Origin of the sequence: Amycolatopsis sp. NPDC001319 (genome assembly GCF_042896185.1) — a bacterium.
Lineage (GTDB): Bacteria > Actinomycetota > Actinomycetes > Mycobacteriales > Pseudonocardiaceae > Amycolatopsis.
This window is the reverse complement of record NZ_JBIAWY010000003.1, coordinates 503,788-530,491: the sequence shown is the minus strand read 5'-3', so window position 1 is coordinate 530,491 and position 26,704 is coordinate 503,788. Positions and strand designations below refer to the sequence as shown.

The following is a 26,704-nucleotide window of genomic DNA, read 5'->3' as shown; positions in this document are numbered from 1 at the left end:
CCACGCCTCGAATCCCCGCGCCCCGCCTCCCGCGGTCGCTGCGGCCCCACGGCCGTCGCCCGGCGCACGCCGTCGCCGAGGGGCCGACCCACGCGGCACAACGGCGAAACTCTCGCAGGCGGTCCTCTCCAGTTCGGCGCCGCGGCCGTTGCCGGCTCTCGCGCGACCACCTCGCGCGAAGCCCGGAACGGAACCGGCGCTGCGACCAAGCCGCTGCCCCAGCGATCCACGTAGCGAAGCACAAGCGGCACTCCCCAGACCGCCGCCACGACCGCTGCCGACCTTCGCGCGACCATCCCACGCGAAACCCGGAACGGAACCGGCGCTGCGACCAAGCCGCTGCCCCGGCAATCCACGTGGCGAAGCACAGGCGGCGCTCCCCCGTCCGCCGCCAACCCTCGCACGACCATCCCACGCGAAACCCGGAACGGAACCGGCGCTGCGACCAAGCCGCTGCCCCAGCGATCCACGTAGCGAAGCACAAGCGGCACTCCCCAGACCGCCGCCACGACCGCCGCCAACCCTCGCGCGACCATCCCACCCCAAGCCCGGAGCGAAACCGGCACCGCGGCCAAGTCGCTGTCTCATCCCACCGCCTCCTCGTCGAGGCGCTGCAGCGGGAGCCCCACCGGCGTCGCGAGGGGCTCCATCGGGAGCGCACGGCCGTCGGGGCCGGGTAGAGCGACCGAAACCGACCGGGGCCGGGCGGCGGAACCCCGCCCGCGTGCGTGTACCTCGGCGGGCCGGGAGCGCAGGAACCCCGCCCCGGAGCCGAGGAGCCCCGTCCACTCGCCTGGGGCGCAGTGGAGTTCCACGTCGGCCGCGGGCCAGGGGCCGAGGGTGAGCAGGACGGTGCCGCGGTGGCGGGCGCGGGCGGAGAGGCGCCGGGCGACCGCGGGGGTGACGGAGCGGGGCTCGGTGACCACAAGGTCGACGCCGTCGAGCAGGGCGGCGACCACGGCCGGGTACTCGGCGCCCGGGCGGGGCACGAGGGCGAGGCGCGACACCGCGACGCCGTGTTCCGCCGCCGCGGCGATGCCCAGGGAGGGCACGCCGACCACCGCCGCCCACGACCCGGCGGCGGTGGCCTCGGCGAGCAGGGCGAGGAGCAGCGACGGGGAGCGGTGGACCGCCACGGTGCTCCCGCGCCGGAGCCCCGCGTCGGGCAGCAGGCCGGCCAACGCCGGGGACACCGGGAGCACCCTTCCCGTCGTCCTGGCGTGCTCGGCCTGCTCCGCCACCCGGCTCGCCGTGCTCACGCCGGGCAGCGCAGCGAGCCGAGCCACCGGCTCCACCACTGCCGTCACCGCACACCCCTCCCCTCCACGCACACGCCGGCGCCCACCCTCACCGCAGGCCCAGGCCAGGGCCCCACAGGACGAGCACCGACGCACCGCGGGGAAGGCGGCCCTCGACACCCTGCATCGAACACCTGTTCGATGTCTCAAGTACACCGGGATCCGGCAGCCGTGTCAAGCCGGGTCTGATGTCGAATTCCTGCCAGCCCCATCCCCACCACGGCCGCATTCTCGAGGGGAGATCACAACGGAGGAGAACCCCGAGTGCTACGCCCGTTCCGCAGCGAAACCACCGAAGAACAGCTCACCGACCTGAAAGATCGCCTGGCCCGAACCCGCTTCGCACCCGCGTTGTCCGGGCGCGACTGGACCCACGGCACACCGCCGGGTTACCTGGCCGAGCTCGTCGACTACTGGCGTACCGAATTCGACTGGCCCGCGGCCGAAAGCCGGCTCAACGCGCTCCCCCAGTTCGTCGCCGACGTCGGCGGCACCACGCTGCACTTCGTCCACGCCAAGGGAACCGGGCCCCAGCCGTTCCCCTTGCTGTTCTCGCACGGCTGGCCGGGCTCGTTCTTCGAGGTCACCAAGATCATCGGCCCGCTCACCGACCCCGCGGCGCACGGCGGCGACCCGGCCGACGCGTTCGACGTCGTCGCCCCGAGCCTGCCCGGCTTCGGGTTCTCCCCGCACCCCGGCACGCCCGGGATGAACCCGACGGCCATCGCGAACCTGTTCGACCGGCTCATGACCGACGCCCTCGGCTATTCGCACTACGCCGCGCAGGGCGGCGACTTCGGCGCGCAGATCACCAGCCGCCTCGGGCGCGACCACGGCGACCACCTGATCGGCATCCACCTCAACCTGATGGGTGCCACGCCGGCTCTCGACGGCACGCCGCTCACCCCCGCCGAGGACGCCTTCCTCGCCCAGGCCGAACACTTCTTCACCGCCGAAGGCGCATACGCCCAGCTCCAGGGCACCAAGCCGGCCACCCTCGCCGCGGGGCTGTCGGACTCCCCCGCCGGGCTGGCCGCGTGGATCGTCGAGAAGTTCCGCGCGTGGAGTGACTGTGGCGGCGACGTCGAATCCGTGTTCAGCAAGGACGAACTCCTCACCGACATCACCCTCTACTGGCTGACCGGCACCATCGCCACTTCCGCGCGCCTCTACTACGAAACCATGCACACCGAAGGCATGCTGGGTCGCAACACGCCCGGTTACGTCGCCACGCCCACCGGCTTCGCCTCCTTCGCCAAGGACAACTTCACCCCGCCCGAGGAGTGGGTGCGGCGCGCGTACAACTTGACCCGATTCACCCGGTTCGACGACGGTGGTCACTTCGCCGCACTGGAGCGACCGGACGAGCTCGTCACCGAGATCCGCGAGTTCTTCCGCCCACTGCGCCCACAACTGTCCTAAGTAGACCCACAGAACCGAAGCGCGACAACCACAACACCCTCGGTGTCCGCGATACACTGCCGGGAATGGGGCCACCGGCCCGCGCCAAGTCCGAGTGAAGCTGGTGGAGAAGCAGCATGAAACACCTCGCCCTGCGGCCGTTCGCCGAGGAAGATCTGCCGGTGCTCGATCGGTTCGCCGTGGAGCCCGAGGTGCTGGGTGCGTTCCAGTGGGCCGGGTTCGGCAGTGCGCAGGCGCGCCGGCGGCGGTTTGCCGAGGACGGGTTCATCGGTGACGAGTCGACGGCCGTCGCGGTGACCGTGGATGGCGTGGTGGCGGGGATGGCCAGCTGGGAGGCCGCCGATCGGGGTGGGCCGGCGGGGGGCTGTTTCGAGGTCGGGGTGACGTTGCTGCCCGACCACCGCGGGGTCGGCCTCGGTACGAAGGCGCACCGGCTGCTGGTCGAGCACCTGTTCCGCTTCACGCGCGCCCATCGGCTGGAGGCGTTCACCGACAGCGAGAACGTCGCCGAGCAGCGCGTGCTGGAGAAGGCGGGTTTCCACCGGGAGGGCCTGATGTGCCAGGTGACTTGGCGAGACGGCGCCTACCGCGACGAAGTCGTGTACGCGCGCCTTCGCGAATAAAAAGGGGCCGGCCCCCAAAGAGAGCCGGCCCCAGAGAAAACCTCAGTGCGCGAAGTGGCGCGTCCCCGTCAGGTACAGCGTCACGCCCGCGTTCTCGGCTGCCGCGATCACCTCGGCGTCGCGGATGGAACCGCCGGGCTGCACGACGGCGCGCACGCCGGCCTCCAGCAGGACCTCGAGCCCGTCCGGGAACGGGAAGAACGCGTCGGACGCGCCGACGGAGCCCTTCGCCCGGTCGCCCGCGCGCGCGACGGCCAGCCGCGACGAGTCGACGCGGTTGACCTGGCCCATGCCGACGCCGACAGTCGCGCCGTCGTAGGCCAGCAGGATCGCGTTGGACTTCACCGCACGCAGCGCGCGCCACGCGAAGGCGAGGTCGGCCAGGGTCGCCGCGTCGGCCGGCGTGCCGGTGGCGAGCTGCCAGTTGGCGGGGTCGTCGCCGGGCGCGTCGATCGCGTCGACGGTCTGCACGAGCACGCCGCCGGAGATCGGCCGCAGCTCGACGGGCGCCGGGTTCTCGATCACGGGCAGCTTCAGCAGCCGCACGTTCTTCTTGCGCTGCAAGATCTCCAGCGCCTCCGGCTCGAAGTCGGGCGCCAGCACGACCTCGGTGAACACCTCCGCGATCTGCTCCGCCGCGTCGACCGTCACCGGGCGGTTGGTGGCGATCACGCCGCCGTAGGCCGAAACCGGGTCGCACGCGTGGGCCTTGCGGTGCGCCTCGGCGATGTCCGCGCCCACCGCGATACCGCACGGGTTGGCGTGCTTGATGATCGCGACGGCGGGGTCGGCGAAGTCGAACGCGGCGCGGCGAGCGGCGTCGGTGTCGACGTAGTTGTTGTACGACATGGCCTTGCCGTGCAGCTGCTCCGCGTGCGCGAGACCCGGCTGCGCGCTGCGGTACAGCGCGGCCTTCTGGTGCGGGTTCTCGCCGTAGCGCAGCACGTCGGCGCGGTCCCAGGTGGCGCCCAGGAAGTCGGGGAAACCGGAGTCGTCCGCCGGCGCGTACACGTTGGCGAACCACGAAGCCACAGCCGAGTCGTACGCCGCCGTGTGCGCGTACGCCTGCGCCGCCAGCCGCTTGCGGTCGACGAGCTCGAAGCCGCCCGCCGCGACCTGCTCCAGCACCCACGCGTAGCGCGCCGGGTCCACGACCACCGCGACGCTGCCGTGGTTCTTCGCGGCCGCACGCACCATCGCCGGGCCGCCGATGTCGATGTTCTCCACGCAGTCCTCGGGGCTCGCGCCGGAGGCGACCGTCTGCGTGAACGGGTACAGGTTCACCACGAGCAGGTCGAACGCCGCGATCTCGAGCTTCCGCAGCTGCTCGACGTGGTCGGGGTTGTCCTGGTCGGCCAGCAGCCCCGCGTGCACGCGCGGGTGCAGCGTCTTCACACGGCCGTCGAGCGACTCGGGGAACCCGGTCACCTGCTCGACCGGCGTGACGGGGACCCCGGCGTTCGCGATCACCTTCGCGGTACCGCCGGTCGACACGATCTCCACGCCCGCGGCGTGCAGACCGGTCGCGAGCTCGAGCAGGCCGGCCTTGTCCGAGACGCCGATCAGCGCGCGCCGGACCGGGCGCCGTCCCTCTGCAGTGCTCACGAAAACCTCACCTTTCGTCCGTCCACGGTGCAGCCACCACGGCCGAGTCGCTCGATCGTTTCAACCAGCAGCCTGCGTTCCACGGCCTTGATCCGCTCGTGCAGGACGTCTTCGGTGTCGTCGGCCTCCACGACCACCGCCTCCTGGGCGATGACGGGGCCGGTGTCCACGCCCGCGTCGACGAAGTGCACGGTCGACCCGGTCACCTTCACCCCGGCCGCCAGCGCGTCGGCGACCGCGTGCATCCCCGGGAACGACGGCAGCAGCGCCGGGTGCGTGTTGATCACCCGGTTCGCGAACCGGGACAGGAACTGCGCGCCGAGGATCTTCATGAACCCCGCCGACACGACCAGGTCGGGCGAGTACGCGGCGACGGCCTCGGTGAGCGCCTTGTCCCACGCGTCGCGGTCGGGGTGGTCGGCCACGCGGACGGTGAACGACGGCACGCTCGCGCGCTCGGCGCGGGCCAGCGCCTCGATGCCCGTGCGATCGGCCCCCACGGCCACGACCTGAGCCGGGAACGCGGGGCGCGCGACGGCGTCGAGCACCGCCTGCAGCAGCGTGCCCGACCCGGACGCGAGCACGACGATCTTCACCGGGGTCGGCAGGTCCAAGCGGCTGGCCAGAACGGGCTCCTTGCACGGCGGCGGCGCACCTCGGGCGCACCGCGCTTCACCAGGTCACCCCAACCCTAACGGTCGCGCTCGCGGCCCTCGTCCGCACCGGAGCCGTCGGTGGACTCGGTCACAGCTCCGGGCCCGTCCGAGCCGCCGTCCGAGTCCTCGTCCGGGCCGGGTTCCGGCTGGTCGAGCGGGACGTCTTCAGGCAGCTCGAGGCCCAGTTCGGCCTCGGCTTCGGCGTCGTACTCGTCGTAGTCGGGCTCGGGCTGCCGGGGCTGGGGAGCGGTTTCGAGCTCCGGTTCGGTGAACTCGGCCTCGAACTCGTCGGTGTCGAGTTCTTCCCGGTCGACGTCCTCGAGGACCTCGTCGGGATCGAGCTCGTCGACGTCTTCGTCGCCCGGTTCGTCCGTGTCCTCTTCGGACTCTTCGGACTCTTCGAGGTCTTCAGCTTCGTCGGCCAGGTGTTCGTCGTCGACGAGCCCTTCCTCGACCTCCAGCGTGTCCGGCGGCGCGGCCGGCGCGTGCGCACCGGCGAAGAACGCCACGAACCCGCCCGGGATCACGATCCAGCAGAACGCGACGATCGACGCCACCCCGACGGGCACGCTCACCGGGTCGAACGGCCCGTCCGCGAGCCGCCCGCCCGCGAGCGTCCCCAGCACCACGCAGCCGAACGCGACCACGGCACCCGCGACGGCGACCATGCGGATCCGGGCGGCCGGATCGTCGTCGGAGTGGCGCAGCGACCAGCCGACCAGCGCGCCAACGGCCGCCGGCAGCACCAGCAGCACGGGCCACCACGCGGCGGTGTGCTCGGGGATGCCGCCGAGCAGCGGCACCGCGGGCACGGAGCCACCGCGGTAGGCGACGAGGCTGACGTCGAGCGACCCGACCGTGAAACCGGGTCCGCTGACGAACGACAGCGCCGCCACCACGGCGTTGGGCAGGTAGGCCACCGAAAGCAGGAACAGCCCGAAGCTGTTGCCGAACGACGGCTCGAACAGATCGTCCACAGTGGACCACGAGAGCACCGTGGCCGCCGCGAACACGATCGCACCCACCGCCAGCAGCGCCGCCAGTCCGAGCGCGCCCGCGCGCAGGCCGCGCAGGGCCAGCGGGTCGAGCCGTTCGGCCACCGTCGCGGGCAGGCCGCAGCGGCGCACCGCACCGCCCGTGGCCGCCAGCACGGCGAACACGCCGGGCACCACGAACGCCAGCAACGGGTTCGCCCGCACCGGCGCGCCGAGCGAGAGCAGCCCGATCAGCAGGCCGAACAACGCGTGGGCGGCGCCGATCACGGAGATCAGGGGGACGGCCTGGCGCAGCGTCGTGCAGCCCAGCCGCAGCGTCGCGCCGGACGCGGTGCGCGCCACGAGCAGCACGGCGCCGACCGTCGGCAGCAGCGGCAGCACGCCCAGCGGGTGGCCGCCGATGCCGAGCTGCACCTGGAACCCCGCGAGCCAGCCGGGGCCGGCCGAGAGCAGCACGCCGCCGGCCGAGAACGCGGTGCGCTCGGCGGTCAGCGCGACGAGCGCGACCAGCGTCGCGACCACGGCGTACTCCGTGATCAACGGGCCGAAGGCGGCGGTGAGCAACACCCGCACCCGGGTGGCGGGCGCGGCCTCGGCGTCGAGTTCGACGGTGTCGCCCACCGGCTCGCCGCCCGGCGGGCGTGGAGAACTGGTGAGCTGCTGCATGCTTCGCACCTTGACACCCGGCCTGGGCCGTCCGGGTGAGGCACGCCGCCCGCCCCGGGCTTGGCGAAGTTAACCCACCCGGTCGGGGGCACCCGAACACGAAAAACACCCGCTGTGACACGGAGAGTCACAGCGGGTGTTTTCACGAGGTGACAAGCACCCCAACGCGGCGTTGGTTGCGCTCAACGCACCGAATGCGGCGTTGGTTGCGTCCAGCGCACCGAACGCCACATTGGGGCGCGTCGGGCAGTCGGGCCGGGCCCGGTGGGTCAGCCCTGCTGGCCGAAGCCGCCCGGCGGGGTGCCCGGGGGCTTGCCCTGCTCGCCCTGCGGCTGCTGGAAGAACTGGCCCTGCTGAGGCGCGTACGTGGTCGCCTGCTGGCCCGGGGGCGTCGCGCTCGGCTGTTGCGGGTACTGGCCCGGCTGCTGCTGCGGCTGGTAGGGGCCGGCCTGGCCGTACTGCTGCTGGTAGTGCGGCACGGCGGCCTTCGGCGCCGGCGGCTTGAGGATGCCGTATTCCATCAGCAGCGCGGCCACCGCGACGAGCATCTGCACGATGCCGAGGATCAGCACCACCGTGACGATGCCCGGCGTGCTCGGCTCGGCCACCACGGTGTCGAGCGCTCCGAGCGCGCCGACCACGCTGAACAGCGCGGCGAACGGCAGCACGCGCGGCGCCTTCGGCAGGGCGTGCATCGCCGCGAGGAGGCCACCGGTGAGCAGGAAGATCGTTTCCTGACCGACGTCACCCGCTTCGTCGGAGAAGCCGATGAAGTACTGGACGATGCCCAGCACGGTCACCACGAGCGCGAGCACGAGCGGGAGGTTCTGCGGCAGCACCGGCCCGGCCGAGGGCGGCGGTCCCTGCTGCGGCTGCTGTTGCGGGAACCCGCCGGACGGGGGCGGTCCCTGTTGGGGCTGCTGCTGGCCACCGCCCTGCTGGGGGTAGCCAGGCCCGCCGCTGGGGAAGGTCATCGGAAGCTCTCCTGTCGTTCGCCGGCAACTCCGGGGGAAGGTGGCACCCGGACGAAACACGTGACGGCCGCGTCGCCGAACGCTAGCGCATCCGAGGGTCCCCCGTCCGGGCCGTTGGACGCACGGGATGCCCGTTCGGTTGCGGCCGGAAACGCCGCGGGCCGGGCACCGATCCCGGTGCCCGGCCCGCGTTGACCGCGTTTGTGCAGGTCAGAGGTTGTTGTACAGCTCACGCGCGAGGACGGCGGTCTCGCTCGGGGTCTTGCCGACCTTCACGCCGGCAGCCTCGAGGGCCTCCTTCTTCGCGGCCGCCGTGCCGGAGGAACCGGACACGATGGCACCCGCGTGGCCCATGGTCTTGCCCTCGGGGGCGGTGAAGCCCGCGACGTAGCCGACGACCGGCTTGGTCACGTTCTCCTTGATGAAGGCCGCGGCCCGCTCTTCGGCGTCGCCACCGATCTCACCGATCATCACGATGACCTTGGTGTCGGGGTCCTTCTCGAACTCCGCCAGGGCGTCGATGTGGGTGGTGCCGATGATGGGGTCACCGCCGATGCCGACGGCGGTGGAGAAGCCGATGTCACGCAGCTCGTACATCATCTGGTAGGTCAGCGTGCCGGACTTCGAGACGAGGCCGATGTGGCCCGGGCCCGAGATGTCGGCGGGGATGATGCCGGCGTTGGACTTGCCGGGGCTGATCACGCCCGGGCAGTTCGGGCCGATGATGCGGGTCTTGTTGCCCTTGGCGACGGCGTGGGCCCAGAAGTAGGCCGAGTCGTGCACCGGGATGCCCTCGGTGATCACCACGGCGAGCGGGATCTCGGCGTCGACGGCCTCGAGCACCGCGTCCTTGGCGAACTTCGGCGGCACGAAGATGACCGACACGTCGGCGCCGGTCTCCTTGATCGCCTCTTCGACGGTGCCGAAGACCTTGAGGTCCTTGCCCTCGATGGTCACGGTCTGGCCGGCCTTGCGGGCGTTGACGCCACCCACGATGTTCGTGCCGGACTTCAGCATCTTGGTCGCGTGCTTCATGCCCTCGGAGCCGGTGAGCCCCTGCACGATGACCTTGCTGTTCTCGTTCAGGAAGATCGACATCTCACGCACCTGCCGCGGCGAGCTCGGCAGCCTTGTCGGCCGCGTTGTCCATTGTGTCCACCACGGTGACGAGCGGGTGGTTCGCGTCGGCCAGGATCTGGCGACCCTCGACGACGTTGTTGCCGTCCAGGCGGACGACCAGCGGCTTGGTGGCCTCGTCGCCCAGGATCTTCAGGGCCTCGACGATGCCGTTGGCCACCGCGTCGCACGCGGTGATGCCGCCGAAGACGTTGACGAAGACGCTCTTCACGTCGGTGTCGTTGAGGATGACGTCCAGACCGGCCGCCATGACCTCGGCCGACGCGCCGCCGCCGATGTCGAGGAAGTTCGCCGGCTTCACGCCGCCGTGCTTCTCACCCGCGTACGCCACCACGTCCAAAGTGGACATGACGAGCCCGGCGCCGTTGCCGATGATGCCGACCTGGCCGTCGAGCTTGACGTAGTTGAGGTTCTTGGCCTTGGCCTTCGCCTCGAGGGGGTTCTCGGCGTCCTTGTCGACCAGGTCCTCGTGCGCGGCCTGGCGGAAGGAAGCGTTCTCGTCCAGGGTGACCTTGCCGTCGAGGGCGATGATCTTGTCCTGGGGGTCGCGCACCAGCGGGTTGACCTCGACGAGGGTGGCGTCCTCGGAGACGAAGGTCTCCCAGAGCTTCACGACCACGTCGGCGGCCTCGTCGATGATGTCGGCCGGGAAGTTGCCGGCCTTCAGGATCTCGAGCGCCTTCGCCTTGTCGACACCGGCGATCGCGTCGACCGGGATCTTCGCGAGCGCGTCGGGGCGCTCCACCGCGAGCTGCTCGATCTCCATGCCGCCCTCGGAGGACGCCATCGCCAGGAACGTGCGGTTCGCGCGGTCCAGCAGGAAGGAGAAGTAGTACTCGGACGCGATGTCCGACGCTTCCGCCACGAGCACGCGGCGCGTGATGTGGCCCTTGATGTCGAGACCCAGGATGGCTTCCGCCTTCTCCTTGGCCTCGTCCGGCGTCTGGGCCAGCTTGACGCCGCCGGCCTTGCCGCGGCCGCCGACCTTCACCTGCGCCTTGACGACGACCTGGGTGCCGATCTGCTCCGCGGCGGCCTTGGCTTCTTCGGGGGTGTTTGCCACCGAGCCCGGCAGAACCGGTACTCCGTGGGCGGCGAAGAGATCCCTCGCCTGGTACTCGTAGAGGTCCACTACTCCAGTCTCCTGACGACACGCCACTGTGGTGGTCCGTTACCGAACCGCGCTGTCGGACCAGTCGAGGTTAGCGACCAGCGCAGAAGCAGGGGACTCCGCACCTGGTGAAGTCGGTCACCGTACGCGGTCAGGGGGTGTGAGTCCGCCCACCGGGGCCGTTTTTTCGCCCCCGGCGGCGGCCGTCGCGGCGGCTGTTGCCGTGACGACGATCGCGGCGAGGCCGAACCAGAACCCGAGCGCGGGCGACCGTCCGGCGATCCCGGCGAGCGGCAGCTGTGCCACGTGGACGGCCAGAACGAGCACCGCACCGGTGAGCGCGGCCGCGGCGGCGCCGGGCCGGGAGCGGACGCTCAGGGCGAGCACGCCGAGGACGACGAGCAGCGCGGTGAGCAGTCCCCACGACGGAGTGTCGAAATCGGACCAAAGCCCGGGCGACGAGTAGCCGGGCGCGGTGAACACCGGCGAGCCGAAGGCGAGGACGGACAGGATCGCCGCCGCGACGACCGGCAGCAGCACCCGGGGGCGCGGGCCTTCGGTGCCTTCGTCGTCGCGCTCGACGACGCCGGTGACGACGGCCGCGAGCGCCGTCAGACCGGCGAGGCCGAGCGCGATCGCGGTGAAGACGGCGCCGGCGCCGAGGTGGTAGCTGAGGGTGCCGCCGAGACTGTCCAGTCCCGTCAGCCCGGTCGCCTGTGACGCGGTGATGGCGGTGCTGAGCACGGCCGTGCCGGCGAGGACGACGCCGGCCCACACGACGGCGAGGATGCCGCGGGCCGATTTGTACGCGAACAGGAACGGCGCGGGCAGGGCGACGAGGATCGCGGCCGTGAGCAGGAGCCAGCGCGCGGGGCTCTGGGTCGCGGTGGCTGTGTCGAGCTGTGGGGCGAGCGCGCCCACGACTCCGACCACTGCCGTCAGCAAGGCGAGCAGGGCCGTGGCGGTGCGCCACAACGTGAGGCTCGGGACGCGTGCTTCGCCGGCGAGGTCGGTGCGTTCGACCTGAGCGATTTGGGGCGTCGCGAGGGGCGCGAGAATAAGGACGAGGACCATCGCCACCACGGCGACGACCGGTCCCCACGCGAGGTGCAGCCCGCCCACCGCCAGCCCGCCGACCAGCGGCGGCAGCGCCACGGCGAACGTCGCCGCGGCCGCGCCGCCGAGCGTCCCGCGCGCGACGCCGTCGGACGCCGCCCCGAACCCGAGCACGACGGCGAGCAGCAGCGCGCCCGCCATGACCACGTAGCCAGTCAGCGCCAGGCCGGGGCCTTCGAACGCCGAGTGCGCCGGGAAGAACGGGTTGTCCGAGATGACGGGGGCCATCAACAACCCGACGCCCGCCGCGATCGTGAGCAGCGGCACGACCAGCCGCCAGCGCCGCCGTCCGCCGTCGTCCCCCGCGACCTCGTTGAGCTGCCGCGCCACCTGCGCCGCCGCGATCCCCGCGGCGATCGTGAGGACGTGGCCCGCGACGAGCAGCCAGAACCCCGCGCCGACCGCACTGCGGTCCAGCAGCCGGTCGGGCAGGTACAGCTCCGGGCGGACGGTTTTGGAGCCGTTGGCGAAGAACTGCAGGTCGAGCAGCAGGCGGCCGGGGGCCAGGGCGGCCAGGCCGATCGTGAGGCCGGCGGCCAGGCCGTGCCTGCCGCTGTACGCCGCCGCCGCGACGATCCCGGCCGGGACCAGGGCGAGGAGGGCCAGGAGGGGCCAGGCGAGGTAACCCGGGCTCGCGTCGGGCGAGACGGGGAGGATCGCGCCGGCCGTCAGGGCGAGGGCACCGATGCCGAGGAGTGTGACGGCGGTTTTGAGCTGTGGGGAGGGGGTGCGGTCGGTGTATTCGAGGTCGAAGTGGGGGCTGGGGGCCCGGTCCGCTTCGGTGGTCGTGGAGCTGGTTCCGGCTCCGGCGGGCTTGGTGCCGGTGACGCCACCGCTGCCCGCTGCGCTCTGGCCAGACCTCTCGACTTCCGCCTTGTCACGGCCACTGCCATTCGCGATGCGCCGAACGCCATCGCTTACAGCCTCGGCGCCGCCAGTGCTCCGCACATCACCGCTCGCGCCCGCTGCTCCGCGCGCACTGTTCTCTCCTCGGCGACTCCCACCATGGGCGTGATCGGCCGAGGTGTTCAAGGAGTCGCGCTCGGCGTCGGGACCGCCGCTCCCACCGCGGCTCTCGCCCCTGCCGCTGCCGACCCCGCGGTGTGCGGTCGACGTGCCATTCGCGGGGACGTTGCCATTCGCGCGGGACGAGACGCCGCCGGTGGCATCGGCGGGGGCGCCGGACCCGTCGGCGGACTTGCGGCTGCTCCCCCGGCGCTCACGGCGGGTCTCGGCGCGGGCGCGCTCCCGGGCGGCCGCCTTGCGCTCGGCGAGGCTGGGCCGTCGGGGGCCGGCGGGCGGCCTGGGGCTGTCCGGGTCGGAATCGGAACGGGCCGGGGAGGAGTCCCCGTCGTGGGGTCCTTCGGACGAAGTCATCGGACGCGACGCTAGCAAGTCGGACACCGCGCGGCCCCCGCAGTGGGAGGGAGTGACCCCGAGGCGCGAAGGGCAGCCGGCGACAACAGGGCACGCCGTCGCAGGGACTGCAACCGGTGGCGATGAGGCGTCGGTGCACGTCGGTGGGTCGATCGGGCGATCGGGTGATCACCCGGGGAGGCGAGTGACCGGCGCCACACAAGCGGGCGTGAATTCCCTTCAACACAGGGGCGCAAACGTTTATTTCAACGGTGGGGCCGTTCGGCGGGATGCGAGGGGGCCGCTCGGGGGTGCGGATGCCCGAAAGTCCTGTAATGGAGATCACACTGATCGGAGTAGTTTCGGATTAACTTTGGGTAATCCCTACAGCTAGCAGCGTGATGCGGGCCGCCCGTTCGGCCGAAACGGCGGGGGCACCTTGCTCAAAACGGTGCCCCTTCGTTACTGTCCCCCGGTCCCCATTACAGTCAGGTCACGAAGCGCAACGCCGAGCCAACCACCCCCGAGATTGGCTCAACGGGATCCCCCGCCCGTAGTCGCGCGACGATCCGGCTCCCCGACGATGGAAGGCCCTGTCTTGGCTTCACACCGCTCCCCCGGCGGCCAAGCCCCTTCCCCGGCGCTGAAGGACGCACTGGACGGTGCGGTCATCCGCGTGCGGGGTTCGCACCGCATCGCCCCGCCGTCCTCCGCCCTGCGTGGGCGGGTCGTGGTCGCAGCTGTCGCGGCCGGCGCGTTCGCCGCTGCCGCCGCGGGCCAGACCCTCAAGACCGTGACGACCGACTCCGACACCGCCGTCACCCCGCTCGCCAACGCCCAGGACGCGAGCGCCTCGTTCACCCTCGGCAGCGCGGGTTCAGGGGGAGCCCCCGAGCTGCTGCCCGCCGGCCACTCGATGGACGCCTCCGCCGAGGCCGCCCGCATGGCCGACAGCCTGAAGGTCACCGAAGCCCGCGAGAAGGCCGAGGCCGCGGCCGCGCAGAAGGCCAAGGAAGAAGCCGAGCGCCCCAAGACCTGCCTGCCGGCCCACGGCACGTTCACCTCGGGCTTCGGCGCCCGCTGGGGCAGCAGCCACCTCGGCATCGACATCGCGAACTCGATCGGCACCCCGATCTACGCCGCCTCCGACGGCACCGTCATCCAGGCCGGCCCCGCCAGCGGCTTCGGCCTCTGGGTCCGCATCCAGCTCGACGACGGCACCATCCAGGTCTACGGCCACATGAACAGCTTCTCCGTCCACGAAGGCCAGAAGGTCAAGTGCGGCGAGCAGATCGCCGAGATCGGCAACCGCGGCGAGAGCACCGGCCCGCACCTGCACTTCGAGGTCTGGCAGAACGGCACGAAGAAGATCGACCCGCGCCCGTGGCTCGCTGCCCGCGGCATCGTGGTCTGATTCTCGACTGGCTCTCCTTACTGTTCTTCGGTTTCACCGCTTTTCCACCCGGCCACGGTCCGCGCCCCCGCGCTCTCCGTGGCCGTTGTGCTTTCCGCTGCGGCAACGAGAAGCCCTCGCCGCAGCGCACCGTGCTGCGACACCGCCACCGAGCCGGCTTGGGCACCGCGAGCCGTCCGAGACCCGCGCTCGACCCGCCCGCTTCGATCTCCTCGCCGGACCGCGCCCCCGTGGCCGCTTGCCCGACGCCCTCAGCACCACGGAGATCGCGCGGCTACGGCGCCCGAGCGTCCTCTCGACCGCAGCAGACAGCTCTAACGCTCCCCGGTGGGCGCGCGGCGGATGAAGTACGCGACAGCGACCTGCCAGACCGTGCAGAGGCCGGCCGAGCGCCGACGGACAGGCCACCGGCCCAGGCGGCCCGCGCCGCAGGTTTGGCAGTGGCCGTCAGGCCCGAGGTCGTGATGACGGAGCAGGGCGCGCCACGCGGCGGCCAAGCGGTGCGCTTCCCCCGACGCACACCCGAAACCGGGCCCCGAAGCGCCGACAGCGCCGGCTGAACCGAACCCCGACGAGCCGCACCCCGTATCGGCAGAACCGCCGGAAACCCCCGCAGGTCCCGAAGTCCCCAGAACTCCCCGTAGGTAGTCCTGTACCCCGGCGGCCAGGACCCCAAACAAGATCGCGTCCACACCCTCGTGCTCCCTCCCGAGGCGGCCGGTGAACGAGCACCAGCCTACCTCATTCGTTCGAACTTGTGTTCGACTGGAGGGAGCCTAACCGAGGGGTCCGACAAAAATCAGAGCTTCACCATCGGCACGCTGCCGATCAGCATGAGGCGGACCTTGCCGGACGCGCCGAAGTCGATGGTGGCCGTGGCGCGGGGACCGACGCCGTCGCAGGAGATGACGGTGCCGAGGCCGTACTTGTCGTGGCTGACACGGTCGCCGACGTCGAGTTTGAGGGCCACCGTGTCCTTCCAGCCCTTGCCGAACGGCGACGACGACGTAGTGGAGGACGACGACGGCGACCGCCGGCCCCACGTCGTGGCCGCACGCGGGCCCGAGGACGACGAGCCCGAAGACGACCCGAAGTTGCCGAAGCCCGGCGAAGACGGCTCCAGCCGCCGCCAGTCGACGAGGTCCGGGGGCAGCTCGTCGAGGAAGCGCGAAGCCGGGTTCATCTGCGGCTGGCCCCACGCCGAGCGCACCAGCGCGCGCGAGACGTACAGCCGTTGCCGCGCGCGCGTGATGGCCACATAGGCCAGCCGACGCTCCTCCGCGAGCTCCGTCGGGTCGCCCAGAGCGCGCATGTGCGGGAAGACGCCGTCCTCCCAGCCCGTGCAGAACACCACCGGGTACTCGAGGCCCTTCGCGGTGTGCACCGTCATCAGCGTGACGACCCCGGCGCCGCCGTCGCCCTCGTCGCCGCCGTCGGGCGACGGGATCGAGTCGGCGTCGGCGACCAGGGACACGCGCTCCAGGAACGCGGCGAGCGAACCGGGCGCGGGCACGCCGTCGTCGAGCACCAGCTCGGCGTTCTCGTCCTGCTGGACCTCGGCGGTGAACTCGGCGAACTCGCGCGCCACCGTGACGAGCTCCGTGAGGTTCTCGACGCGGGAGGCGTCCTGCGGGTCGTCCGACTCCTCGAGCTCCGCGCGGTAGCCCGTGCGCTCCAGCACGGCCTCCAGCAGGTCGTGCACCTCCGAGCCCGACGCCGCCAGCTCGCCCAGATCGTCGAGCAGCGACACGAACCCCGTGATCGCCTTGGCGGAGCGCGGGTTCAGCAGCGCCACCTTGCCCTCGACGGCATCGCGCAACGCCGCCGCGAAGGTGATGCGCTCGCGTTCCGCGTGCGTGGCCACCACCGCTTCGGCGCGGTCGCCGATGCCACGCTTGGGCACGTTGAGGATGCGGCGCAAGGAAACCGTGTCGTCCGGGTTCGACAGCACGCGCAGGTACGCGAGCATGTCGCGCACCTCGCGCCGCTCGTAGAACCGCACGCCGCCGACGACCTTGTACGGCAGGCCGAGGCGAATGAAGATTTCCTCGAACACGCGCGACTGGTTGTTGGTGCGGTAGAAGACGGCGACGTCGGAGTAGTCCGCCTCGCCCTTCTCCGCCAACGCGTCGATCTCGCCCGCGACGAACGCGGCCTCGTCGTGGTCGTTGTCCGAGACGTAGCCGACGATCCTCTCGCCGTCGCCCGAGTCGGTCCACAGCCGCTTCGCGCGCCGGTTGGGGTTGCGCTCGATCACGGCGTTGGCCGCCGACAGGATCGTCTGCGTGGAGCGGTAGTTCTGCTCCAGGAGAATGGTGTGCGCGTTGGGGAAGTCGCGCTCGAACTCCTCGATGTTGCGGATCGTCGCGCCACGGAAGGCGTAGATCGACTGGTCCGCGTCACCCACCACGACCAGCTCCGCCGGGTCGATGCCGGTGTCGGTGGCCTCGGTGCCCGCGAGCACGCGCACCAACGTGTACTGCGCGTGGTTCGTGTCCTGGTACTCGTCGACCAGGATGTGGCGGAACCGGCGGCGGTAGTACTCCGCGACGTCCGGGAACGCCTGCAGCAGCGACACCGTGCGCATGATCAGGTCGTCGAAGTCGAACGCGTTGGCCGCTTCGAGCCGGCGCTGGTACTCGACGTAGACCTCGGCGACGCGGCGCTCCAGGTCGTTCGCGGCGTTCGCCACAGCCGCGTCGGGGTCCGTCAGCTCGTTCTTGAGGTTCGAGATGTGCACCGCGAGCGTGCGCGCGGCGTACTTCTTCGGGTCGATGTCGAGGTCGCGCGCGACGAGCGTGATGAGGCGCTTCGTGTCGTCCGAGTCGTAAATGGAGAAGCTCGACGACATGTCCAGCGTCTTCGCCTCGCGGCGCAGGATCCGCACGCACATCGAGTGGAACGTGGACACCCACATCGCGTTGGCGCGGCGGCCGACGAGCGACGCGACGCGTTCGCGCATCTCGGCCGCGGCCTTGTTGGTGAACGTGATCGCCATGATCTCGCCCGGGTGCACCCCCCGCTCCGCCAACAGGTACGCGATGCGGCGCGTGAGCACACGGGTCTTGCCCGACCCCGCGCCGGCGACGACGAGCAGCGGCCCGCCGGCGTGCATGACCGCTTCGCGCTGCGCGGGATTGAGGTCCTCGAGCAGCTCGGCGGTGGCCTTCCGGGCAGGCGCGGGCTTTTCTGCGGGGAGATCGAAGAGGGTGTCCATCGCCTGTCCACGCTACCCCTGGGGTACGACACGTTCTTCACAGGCAACTGCGCCTGTCGACGTACACGACGGTGTCGCCTCCCGTCCGACGCGCGGAGGCGTCCGCGGGCGGAGCATCGAACGGTATGGAAGACAAGATCCCCGCCCGGTTGAGGGCATCCGACAGCGACCGAGAACGCGTCGCCGCGATCATCCAGTCCGCCGGTTCCGAAGGCCGGCTCACGCTCGAGGAGGTGGAGGAGCGGCTCGGCACCGTCTACGCGACGCGCTACGTCGACGAGCTCGGCGCGCTCACCACCGACCTGCCGCGCCCCGAAGTCGCGCGACGGCCGGGATCCGGCTGGCCACTCACCCGCGCCGCGTTGCGCGAGCACCCGGCACTGCGGATCCACGCCGTGATCGTGGTGGCGCTGGCGGTGCTGCTGATCGTGCGGTGGGCGGTGCTGGGCGTCGGGTTCTTCTGGCCGGCGATGCCGTTGTTCTGGCTGTTCGTCACCCTCGTGGTGCACGCGCGGGTGCGGAGTTTCCGGCGGCGCGGTGAAACTCCTGTGCCATACTGACCGCGTGCGGCACAGCAGTGAGCGATTTTTCTACGGGACCCGGACTCCGGCTCCCGTGATCGCGTAGTGCCCCACCCGCCATCACCCGCAGCCCCGGAGTCCACGGACCCGGGGCTTTCGCCGTCCCAGGGGCCACTGGGAGTCCGGACTTCAGAGAGGTCCCGATGAACGCGCAGACTCAGAACGCCGACGGACAGCCCGCCGAGAACACCGCCGCCGGCGAGGACATCTCCTCGCTGCGCAAGGAGATCGACTGGCTCGACGCCGAAATCCTGCGGCTGGTGAAACGCCGCGTGGAGGTGTCGCAGACGATCGGCGCGGCCCGCATGGCCGCCGGCGGCACGAGGATCGTCTACAACCGCGAGATGGACGTGCTCGCGCGCTACCGCGAGCTGGGTCCGGAAGGCCGCCAGCTCGCGATGGCGCTGCTCAACCTGGGCCGCGGCCGCCTCGGCCGGTGAACTTACGGCCACATCAGGGACTTCCCCGATCCGCCGGTCCGCGAAAACGGGCAGACTGGACCCATGATTAACGTCATCGCCGTCATCATCGCGATCGCGAGCGTGCTGGCGGCACTGGGCCATGTCGGTTACCTGGCGCTGCTCAACAACGCGGCGGGTAAGCGGGCCGGCGGTGCGCCCGTCGCGCAGTACGTGCGCAGCCGCTGGGCGGTCGCCGGTGGTACCACGGCGGCATCACTGTTCGCGTGGCTGCTCACTTTAGGGGGAGGCGCAGCCGACATCATCGCCATTCTGATTGCTGTCGGTAGCGGTGCTGTGGCGACGAAGGCTCTCCAGACGACCCGGGAGAAGTACCGCAGCGGAGGGTGAGCAGCTCTACCTGCGGCGATTGCACTGCGTAGCGTGACCTCACGCCCGTTCGGTCGGCCCCGACAGAGTGAAACCTGTGCAAGTTGCAGGTTGCCCCGAGACTTTCGCCTGGCGGTTTTCTAGTCTTGGGTTCGTGAGGACCCATGCGTCTGGGTCGGGCGACGCCCGGAGGACGCGCGGGAGCTGCGGCTCCGCGCGCCTACTGCCGCGTGCGCGTGCAGATGCGCGGGAGTTCGCAAGTGTGGACGCAAGTGACTCCGTTCGCGCCTCTGCTCCGATCGGGTTGATCGGAGTGCCGGCGCCGTCACGCCCACACCGGGGAGGGGTCGGACGGGCATGACGGGAAACGCGATGGGTGGGTCGAGAAGCTCGAGCCACCCGGACACGGTGACGGCCGCGGAGGTCACGGTGCCGGGCAGGCACCGCGCTCGCAGTCTTCAGGACACGGACACGTGGACGCCCGTGGTCCCGCCACACGGCGGAGGTCACCACCGCCACCGGCCCGGCGCCGAGGCGGTCGACGCGCCGCCGTTGTCCCCACCGCGCCGACGGGCGGCCTCGACGTTCGCGCCCACGAACGGCACTCTGCCCGTGCCCGGACCCGGCGTGCTCCTGCCGCAGCCCCAGCAGGCCCGGCAACCGCACCCGCGCCGCCCCATCCCGCTCCCGCAGCCGACGCGCCGGCCCGACGAGCCGCGTGAGCAGCACCGCCTCCACGAGGACTACCACGCCTACGGCGCGCTCCCCGAGCACGCGCTGAACGGCCGCGGCCCGTACGCCCCGCCGCCCACGCCAAGCCGCACCGAGTTGCCCCAGCCCGGCCAGGGCGACCGGGGTTTCACCGCCGGGCGCCTCGACGAGGCCGGCCTGATCGGTGGCCCGACGATGCCTGAGCCGGAGTCGCTCTGGAGTGGGGCGCACTCCGGTGACCTCGCGGAAGTGGCCGGGCCGGAGTTCTCACCGGCCGAACGACGGGGGTCCGCCGGGCAACCGCAGTCGCGCGACCTCGCCGACACGGCCGGCCCCGACTTCGCGGACGACGAGCGGCGCGTGTCCACCGGACAGGCCGTGCTGCCACAGCCCGGTGCCGACGCCGCCGCGCCGGAGTTCGCGCACGACGAATGGCGCGGGTCCACCGCGCAGGCCAAGCAGCCGCACCTCCACGACCTCGCCGACACGGCCGGCCCCGACTTCGCGGACGACGAGCGGCGCGTGTCCACCGGGCAGGCTGTGCTGCCACAGCCCGGTGCCGTCGCCGCCGGGCCGGCGTTCGCGCACGACGAATGGCGCGGGTCCACAGCGCAGGCCACGCTCGGCGACCTCGCCGAGCCGGAGTTCGCGCGCGAGGAGCGGCGCGTGCCCGCTGGGCAGGCCGTGGTGCCGGATCCGCAGCCCGTGAGCGAGATCGATCGCGCGTGGGCCGCGCCGGGGACCACGCGGTCGCTCGCCGACGTGCCGGGGCGCGACGGGCTCGGGCGGCCGCAGGTGCGGCGCAGCCGGCGTGAGCGGGTCGCGGCGACGGCGGCCACGCTGGCCCAGCCGCAGGCCCCGGGGCACGACGAGCACGGTGAACCCGGCGAGCCCAACGAGCACAACGAGGACCAGGTCACCCGGCTGAGCGCGGCGCCGGAGCCCGCCGCCGAGGAGCCGGCGAAGCCTGAGCCCCCGAGGCGTCAGCGCGTCACACTGCGGGCGCCGGCCAAGCCGCGGGTGCGCGGGCCGTTCGACGAGGCCTCGCTCGACGAAGACGACGAAGTGCGGGTGTACGCCGCTCCCCTGCTCGACGGGCTCGGGAAGTTCGACCTGGGCTCCGTGCCCGCGTCGGTGACCCCGCCCAAGACGTGGCGGAAGGCCGCCTGGTTCGCGACCGGCGCGTCGGGCGCGGTGGTGGTCGGGCTGCTGTTCGCCGGGACCTTCCTCGTCGGCGGGCCCACCACGACCACCGACGCGCTCGGCGGCGGCTGGCCGGGCCGGCAGAACGGCGGCAACCCGCTGATCCTCCCGGACCCGTCGCTCGGCCAGCAGGGCGGCACGGGCGGCGACTCGCCCGACAGCAGCCGCGCCGGTGGCGGCCGCTCCGGCACGCGGGAAGACGACGACCCGAACACGCACCCGCAGAACGCCGTGGGCTCCGAGACCAGCGAAGACCAGTCGCCGACGGACTCGTCGTCGAGCGCCGGCTCGTCGGACCCCGTCACGACCGGGCCGACGTCGACGCCGGAGCAGCCGCCCGCGAAACCGCCGGTCACCCCGGCGTCGCGCGAGACCGCGCCGACCACCGTCTGGTACGACACGGGCAAGGACCCCCAGGCGATGGGGGACAACACCGAGAAGTTCTTCAACAACGTCACCACCGACCCGAACGCGGCCGCGGCCGTCACCACCGGGGACCTCAAGCAGGAGGGCGCGCAGGGCCTGCGCCAGCGCTACTCGAACGTCGCCTACTTCGAGGTCAAGAAGGTCGAGATCGACCCGGACAACAACACCACGGTCAACACGCTCGAGGTGACCCACACCGACGGCACCAAGACCATCGAGCAGCGCACGCTCACCTTCGGCGACGACGAGAAGATCGCCGACGACGGCGCCTGACCAGGCCTGATCGTCCGGCCCGGGCCGAACGTTTCGTGCAGGTGCAGACTGCCCGTTCCGATGCACGTGCGGTGCGGTAAGCGGTTGAACTTGCTCCGGGTGGGTGACATAAGCTGCCGCTCGTCGTATGACGACGGCATTCCGGCGACTGAGCCTGGCGGGTGCCCGCCGCCACAGGGTTACCTGGCGACAGCGGGTCCGGGAACCGACCACGAATCGGCCGTCCGGACCAGCGGCGTACGACCGAACGGCCGTACCGCCGTCCCCCGAACCCCAGAGCGAGGACTTTCGTGCTTGATCGGCAGCGCACACGGCGTGAGGCCCGCGAGGTCACTGCCGTCCGCGTCGAGGATGTGATCCCTCCCGAGCTGCTCAACGGCGTCGGTGACGCGGACCGCGACTACCTCGAGCAGGTCTTCCGCGAGCCGCAGAAGTACCTGCCGCCGCGGTCGCACCGCGCGGAGGCCGCCAGATCCGCCGAGCCGGCCGAAGAGCCCGAGAGCCGCTTCGCCCGCCGCGCCAAGCAGGCGGGCCTCGTCGGCGCCGGCGCGCTCGTCGCGGGCGCCGTGGTCACCGCCGCCCTGCTCAGCGGCGGTCCCCGGCCGACCACGCCGGTCGCCGAGGACACCATCCCCGCCGGCTTCAGCGGCGCCGCCGCGCTCGGCGGCCAGGCCGTGCCCGGCCCGCAGGAACACGGCGCCGGCGGCACGACGTCCGGACACCGCCAGGGCACGCAGGCCGCATCCGGCACCACGCAGCCGACGCAGGACACGGGCTCGACGACGCAGCAGACCGGCGCGCCCAGCACGGCCGCGCCGAGCACCACGCCGCCGTCGGAACACGCCGAGTCCGAGGGCGCGGACGCCACGTCCGACGCCGACAAGCTGCAGGCCGTGAAGGCCTTCTACTCCTCGATCGACAAGAACCCCGACAGCGCGCTGGCGCTGCTCGCCCCCGGCCTCGCCCAGGGCGAAGCCGGCAGCCTGGTCCGCGCGTGGAGCGCGGCCCGCTCGATCGACGTCCAGGAGACCCGCGTGCAGGGCGACGGTTCGGTGGTCGCGGTCGCGGTGCTGCACCAGGCCGACGGAACGCTGCTCCGCGTCACGCAGATGTTCGACGTCGTGGAGCACGACGTCATCTCCGAAGCGCGACTGCTCTCCGCCGTCGCATTCTCGTGACCTGCGACGATCCAGTTCCGGGTAGACGATCAGACCGTGCCGAGTGTGTGTGCACAGAGTGAACGCCTAGCCTTGTCACGGGCCGGTCTCGGGAAAACCGGCACACGGCCCACGACAGGTGCCTACGCTGCGGTGCTGCGGCCGGTTCGAGGTCGCGTCTTCGGGGTGGGCACGTCCCGCTCCGGGCAGTCGGAGCCCCAAAGGGAGGTCGCGTGAGCGACGAGGGTCGTCTGGTCGCCGGCCGGTACCGCATCATCGGCCGGATCGGCACGGGCGCGATGGGTGCCGTCTGGCAGGCACACGACGAGGTGCTGGGCCGCACGGTGGCCGTCAAGCAGCTGCTGATGCAGCCGGGCCTCGAGGAGCACGACGCCGAAGACGCCCGGCAGCGCACCATGCGCGAGGGCCGCATCGCCGCGCGCCTGCACCACCCCAACGCGATCTCGGTGTTCGACGTCGTCACCGACGACAACGGTCAGCCGTGCCTGATCATGGAGTACCTCAACTCCACGAGCCTGGCCCAGGTCCTGCAGGAGCGCGGCACGCTGCCGCCGCTGGAGGTCGCGCGGATCGGCGCGCAGGTGGCCGCTGCGCTGCGCGAGGCGCACGCCGTCGGCATCGTCCACCGCGACATCAAGCCCGGCAACATCCTGCTGGCCGGCAACGGCACCGTGAAGATCACCGACTTCGGCATCTCGCGCGCCAAGGACGACGTCACGGTCACCAAGACCGGGATGATCGCCGGCACGCCCGCCTACCTCGCGCCCGAGGTCGCGATCGGCGGCGACCCCGGCCCCGAGTCCGACGTGTTCTCGCTCGGCTCCACGCTGTACGCCGCGTGTGAAGGCCAGCCGCCGTTCGGGCTGTCGGAGAACACGCTGAGCCTCCTGCACGCCGTCGCCGCGGGGCAGATCAACCCGCCGCGGCAGTCGGGTCCGCTCGCGAGCGTGCTCGCCGTGCTGCTGCACCCCGACATCCACCACCGGCCCACCGCCGAGGAGTGCGAAGAGCTGCTGGCCTCCGTCGCACGGGGTGAAACGCCGCTGGGCGGACCGGCCGGCGAGACCGTGATGGTGGCCTCGGCCGGCACGCTCGGCGCTGCCGCCGTGGCCGGCGCTGCCGCCACGCACCTGTTCCCCGAAGAGGACATGGACGACGCCGCGCACTCGGGCACGCTGCTCGACGCGCCCGGCCCGGCGCAGCAGTACTACGACGACGAGGCCGACTACCCCGCGGCCGCCGCGTACCCCCAGAACGACTACGACGGCTACGACCAGCAGTACCAGGGCGAGCCCCCGCTGTACGGCGACCCGGGCCGCAACGGCCTGGCCGCCACCCGGTCCGTGCCGACGCACGACGTCTACGCCGACGACCAGTACGACGACGGGTATGACGACGGCTACGACGAGCCGCCGCCCCCGGCGCGCGGCCAGACCAGCCCCACCGACGACGAGGACGAGAAGCCGGGCGCGTGGAAGAAGCCGGCGATCATCGGCGCGATCGTGGTGGTCGGCCTGGTGGCGCTCGGCGTGTGGCTGCTGAGCTCGAACAACCCGCCGGACGCGTTGCAGCAGCCCGCTCCCCCGTCGACGTCGGCAAATGTGGTGCCGACCACAGGGTCGGTGCCTTCGACCGAGGAAGCAACCACGAGCGAGGAAGAGACGTCCTCTTCTGAGGAGTCCTCTACACGCGAGACGACGTCGTCTCGCCGGACCTCCCAGCGGAACACCCCCTCGCGGGAGACTTCGTCCGAGCAAGAGACGCCGTCCACCACCACAAGTTCGAAGACAGTCTCGCCTCCGACCTCGTCGGGCGACCCCACGGACACCGGCGGCCCGACAGCGTCGAACAACCCTTGATCCAGGATCAGATTTGAGTTCAGAAGGCACCATCGTCGGCGGCCGGTACCGGCTCGACCAGCCGATCGGCCGCGGCCGCGCGGGCATCGTGTGGCAGGCGTTCGACACGCGGCTGTTCCGCACGGTCGCGATGAAGCGCATGTACCTGCCCGTCGGCCTGCCGCCGGACCGTGCCGAGCAGGCGCGCGCCGCGGTGATGCAGGAGGGCAAGGACGCGGCGCGCGTGGACCACGCGAGCGCGATCACCGTGTACGACGTGCTGCCCGACGGACCCGACGTCTGGCTGGTGATGGAGTACATCCCGTCGCGCGGGATGGCGTCGTTCCTCGCCGAGCACGGGCGGCTCACGCCCGAGCAGGCGGCGTCGCTCGGGATCATGCTGGGCGACGCGATGGCGGCGATCCACGCGGCCGGCATCGTGCACCGCACGCTCGAACCCGGCACGGTGCTGCTGGCCGACGACGGCGGCGTCAAGCTCACCGACATCGGCATCACCGGCGGCGGGGCGCACCCGGCCTACCGCGCGCCCGAGGTCACCCGCGGTGCCCCGGCCTCGCCGGCCGCCGACGTGTTCTCGCTCGGCGCCACGCTGTACACGGCCGTGGAGGGCGTGCCGCCGTTCGGTGAGGACGGCGAGGCGTCCGAGCGGCCACCGCAGAACGCCGGCGTGCTCGCCGGCGCGTTGCGCAAGATGCTGCGGATGGACCCGACGGCCCGCCCGACGATGGCCGACACGGTGGCCGCGCTCAGCGCCATCACCGAAGGCCGCGAGCAGACCGCGTTCATCCCGCCGACGGCGCCCGCGATGCCGACCATGCCCGCGTCGCGGCCGTTGCCTCCGCCGCAGCAGGGCCAGCCGGGACCGTTGATGCAGATGCCGGTGCAGCAGGTGCCCTACGCGCCGGCCGCGCCGCAGCCCATGCAGCCGCCGATGGTCGCCCAGCCCACGCAGCAGATCCCGCCCCAGCAGCAGCCTGTGCAGCAGCCGTCCGCGCGGTTCGTGCCGTCGGCGGCTCAGCAGGCGGCGGCAGCCGCCGAGGTGCGGCAGAAGGCGGCCGCGCGCCGGAAGCTGATCCTCACCGTGGCCGCGATCCTGTGCGCGGTGCTGATCGGGATCGGCGTTTCCGAGCTGTTCTTCGTCTGAGTCGTCTGCGTCGTAAAAGCCGTCAGGCGACCTTCGCCGTCGCCTCACGCATCGCGTCGATCAGCGTCCGGACAGCCGGGTTCCCCACGGCCCGCGCGGCGATGGCGGCCTGGATGATCCGGCACGGCTCGGGGTTGCGGATCCGCCGCACGACCACACCCGGGTGCGGTGTGCCGACACCGAGCTCCGGCACCAGCCCCACGCCGAGCCCGGCCGCGATGAAGCCCTGCGCCGTGAGGTAGTCCTCCGACTCGACCACGATGTTGGGCGCGAACCCGGCCGACGCGCAGGCGCCGTCGAGGATCGCGCGGCACATCCCGGGCATCGGGTCCACGCCCACCCACGGCTCGTCGGCGAGGTCGGTCAGGTCGAGCACGCGCTTGCGCGCCAACGGGTGCGCGCGCGGCAGCACCGCGCGGTACGGGTCGTCGAGCAGGTGCACGAGCTCGATCCCCTTCGCCGGCGGCGCGGGCCGCGGGAAGACGACGATCGCGACGTCGGCGCGGCCCTCCTCCACCTCGGGCATCGGGTCGTCGGGGTCGACGAGCTTGAGGTCGAGCCACACGCCGGGGTGCTCGCGGCGGACGGCGGCCACGGCGTGCGGGATCACCGACGCGCCGGCCGTGGCGAAGTAGCGGATGGCCAGCTTGCCGGTGCGGCCCTCCTTGAGCTCGGTCAACGCGGCTTCGGCGCGCGCCAGCTCCGCACTCAGCGTCTCCGCGTGCTCCGACAGCAGCACGCCCGCGGGCGTGGCGCGGATGCCGCGGCCGACGCGTTCGAGCAGCTCGGTGCCGGCCTCGCGTTCGAGGACCGAAAGCTGCTGGCTGATCGCCGACGGGGTGTACCCGAGGTTCCGCGCCGCGGCGGTGATCGACCCGCTGGTGATCACCGCGCGCAGCACCTGCATTCGCCGCACGTCGAGCATGCGCCGAATTCTACAGCTGAGCTTAA

General features: G+C 71.9%; 20 protein-coding genes. 10 read left to right on the top strand and 10 right to left on the bottom strand.

Annotation, left to right across the window (positions count from 1 at the left end; genetic code table 11):
- Positions 1 to 584: 584 nt before the first annotated feature.
- On the bottom strand, positions 585 to 1,307 hold the full coding sequence (locus ACFY1H_RS13045) for a hypothetical protein (RefSeq protein WP_366575632.1): 723 nt from the start codon (positions 1,305 to 1,307) through the stop codon (positions 585 to 587).
- A 255-nt stretch (positions 1,308 to 1,562) separates the two neighbouring features.
- Here ACFY1H_RS13045 and ACFY1H_RS13040 point away from each other — a divergent pair, with 255 nt between their 5' ends.
- Together ACFY1H_RS13040 and ACFY1H_RS13035 are read left to right on the top strand one after the other, a co-directional pair.
- On the top strand, positions 1,563 to 2,720 hold the full coding sequence (locus tag ACFY1H_RS13040) for an epoxide hydrolase family protein (protein ID WP_386946473.1): 1,158 nt from the start codon (positions 1,563 to 1,565) through the stop codon (positions 2,718 to 2,720).
- A gap of 116 nt (positions 2,721 to 2,836) precedes the next feature.
- Positions 2,837 to 3,343, top strand: a complete 507-nt coding sequence (locus ACFY1H_RS13035; RefSeq protein ID WP_366575636.1) for a GNAT family protein — start codon at positions 2,837 to 2,839, stop codon at positions 3,341 to 3,343.
- Between the two features lie 42 nt (positions 3,344 to 3,385).
- Here ACFY1H_RS13035 and purH read toward each other — a convergent pair whose 3' ends face one another.
- The 7 genes from purH to ACFY1H_RS13000 all read right to left on the bottom strand — a co-directional run bounded on the left by purH (position 3,386) and on the right by ACFY1H_RS13000 (position 12,551).
- On the bottom strand, positions 3,386 to 4,948 hold the full coding sequence (purH, locus tag ACFY1H_RS13030) for a bifunctional phosphoribosylaminoimidazolecarboxamide formyltransferase/IMP cyclohydrolase (protein ID WP_386946471.1): 1,563 nt from the start codon (positions 4,946 to 4,948) through the stop codon (positions 3,386 to 3,388).
- On the bottom strand, positions 4,945 to 5,562 hold the full coding sequence (gene purN / locus ACFY1H_RS13025; RefSeq protein ID WP_364053676.1) for a phosphoribosylglycinamide formyltransferase: 618 nt from the start codon (positions 5,560 to 5,562) through the stop codon (positions 4,945 to 4,947). Before purN ends, purH begins: the two co-directional genes overlap by 4 nt.
- Positions 5,563 to 5,639: 77 nt before the next feature.
- Positions 5,640 to 7,265, bottom strand: a complete 1,626-nt coding sequence (locus ACFY1H_RS13020) for a DUF6350 family protein (RefSeq protein WP_366575639.1) — start codon at positions 7,263 to 7,265, stop codon at positions 5,640 to 5,642.
- Positions 7,266 to 7,534: 269 nt separating this feature from the next.
- Positions 7,535 to 8,239, bottom strand: coding sequence for a DUF5336 domain-containing protein (locus ACFY1H_RS13015; protein WP_366575641.1), 705 nt, complete (start codon positions 8,237 to 8,239; stop codon positions 7,535 to 7,537).
- Between the two features lie 210 nt (positions 8,240 to 8,449).
- Positions 8,450 to 9,337 (bottom strand): succinate--CoA ligase subunit alpha, encoded by an 888-nt coding sequence (gene sucD, locus ACFY1H_RS13010; protein ID WP_366575642.1) that lies wholly within the window; start codon positions 9,335 to 9,337, stop codon positions 8,450 to 8,452.
- A 1-nt stretch (position 9,338) separates the two neighbouring features.
- Entirely contained in the window at positions 9,339 to 10,508 is a 1,170-nt protein-coding gene (gene sucC / locus ACFY1H_RS13005; RefSeq protein WP_366575644.1) for an ADP-forming succinate--CoA ligase subunit beta, read from the bottom strand.
- Between the two features lie 117 nt (positions 10,509 to 10,625).
- Positions 10,626 to 12,551 carry a hypothetical protein gene (locus ACFY1H_RS13000; RefSeq protein ID WP_386946468.1) on the bottom strand — a complete coding sequence of 642 codons (1,926 nt, stop codon included), beginning with the start codon at positions 12,549 to 12,551 and terminating at the stop codon, positions 10,626 to 10,628.
- 1,138 nt (positions 12,552 to 13,689) lie between these two features.
- Between ACFY1H_RS13000 and ACFY1H_RS12995 the strand changes: the two genes are divergently transcribed.
- Positions 13,690 to 14,373: a M23 family metallopeptidase gene (locus ACFY1H_RS12995; protein WP_366575959.1), complete on the top strand. Its 684-nt coding sequence runs from the start codon at positions 13,690 to 13,692 to the stop codon at positions 14,371 to 14,373.
- A gap of 799 nt (positions 14,374 to 15,172) precedes the next feature.
- Here the strand turns inward: ACFY1H_RS12995 and pcrA are convergent.
- The gene (pcrA, locus tag ACFY1H_RS12990; protein ID WP_366575647.1) at positions 15,173 to 17,590 is read right to left on the bottom strand and encodes a DNA helicase PcrA; all 2,418 of its coding nucleotides are present in this window, start codon (positions 17,588 to 17,590) and stop codon (positions 15,173 to 15,175) included.
- A gap of 125 nt (positions 17,591 to 17,715) precedes the next feature.
- Between pcrA and ACFY1H_RS12985 the strand changes: the two genes are divergently transcribed.
- The 7 genes from ACFY1H_RS12985 to ACFY1H_RS12955 all read left to right on the top strand — a co-directional run bounded on the left by ACFY1H_RS12985 (position 17,716) and on the right by ACFY1H_RS12955 (position 25,753).
- On the top strand, positions 17,716 to 18,150 hold the full coding sequence (locus ACFY1H_RS12985) for a DUF1707 domain-containing protein (protein WP_386946466.1): 435 nt from the start codon (positions 17,716 to 17,718) through the stop codon (positions 18,148 to 18,150).
- Between the two features lie 164 nt (positions 18,151 to 18,314).
- Positions 18,315 to 18,611, top strand: coding sequence for a chorismate mutase (locus tag ACFY1H_RS12980; protein WP_220246175.1), 297 nt, complete (start codon positions 18,315 to 18,317; stop codon positions 18,609 to 18,611).
- 63 nt (positions 18,612 to 18,674) lie between these two features.
- The gene (locus ACFY1H_RS12975; RefSeq protein WP_366575652.1) at positions 18,675 to 18,980 is read left to right on the top strand and encodes a hypothetical protein; all 306 of its coding nucleotides are present in this window, start codon (positions 18,675 to 18,677) and stop codon (positions 18,978 to 18,980) included.
- 336 nt (positions 18,981 to 19,316) lie between these two features.
- Complete coding sequence (locus ACFY1H_RS12970) at positions 19,317 to 21,572, top strand: hypothetical protein (RefSeq protein WP_386946464.1); 2,256 nt, start codon at positions 19,317 to 19,319, stop codon at positions 21,570 to 21,572.
- Positions 21,573 to 21,862: 290 nt separating this feature from the next.
- Positions 21,863 to 22,750, top strand: a complete 888-nt coding sequence (locus ACFY1H_RS12965; protein ID WP_386946462.1) for a hypothetical protein — start codon at positions 21,863 to 21,865, stop codon at positions 22,748 to 22,750.
- Positions 22,751 to 22,962: 212 nt separating this feature from the next.
- Positions 22,963 to 24,609 (top strand): serine/threonine-protein kinase, encoded by a 1,647-nt coding sequence (locus ACFY1H_RS12960; RefSeq protein ID WP_386946460.1) that lies wholly within the window; start codon positions 22,963 to 22,965, stop codon positions 24,607 to 24,609.
- 13 nt (positions 24,610 to 24,622) lie between these two features.
- Positions 24,623 to 25,753 (top strand): serine/threonine-protein kinase, encoded by a 1,131-nt coding sequence (locus ACFY1H_RS12955; protein ID WP_386946458.1) that lies wholly within the window; start codon positions 24,623 to 24,625, stop codon positions 25,751 to 25,753.
- Positions 25,754 to 25,775: 22 nt separating this feature from the next.
- Here ACFY1H_RS12955 and ACFY1H_RS12950 read toward each other — a convergent pair whose 3' ends face one another.
- A complete protein-coding gene (locus tag ACFY1H_RS12950) occupies positions 25,776 to 26,678 on the bottom strand; it encodes a LysR family transcriptional regulator (RefSeq protein ID WP_366575660.1) in 903 nt (300 codons plus the stop codon).
- Between the last annotated feature and the right edge of the window lie 26 nt (positions 26,679 to 26,704).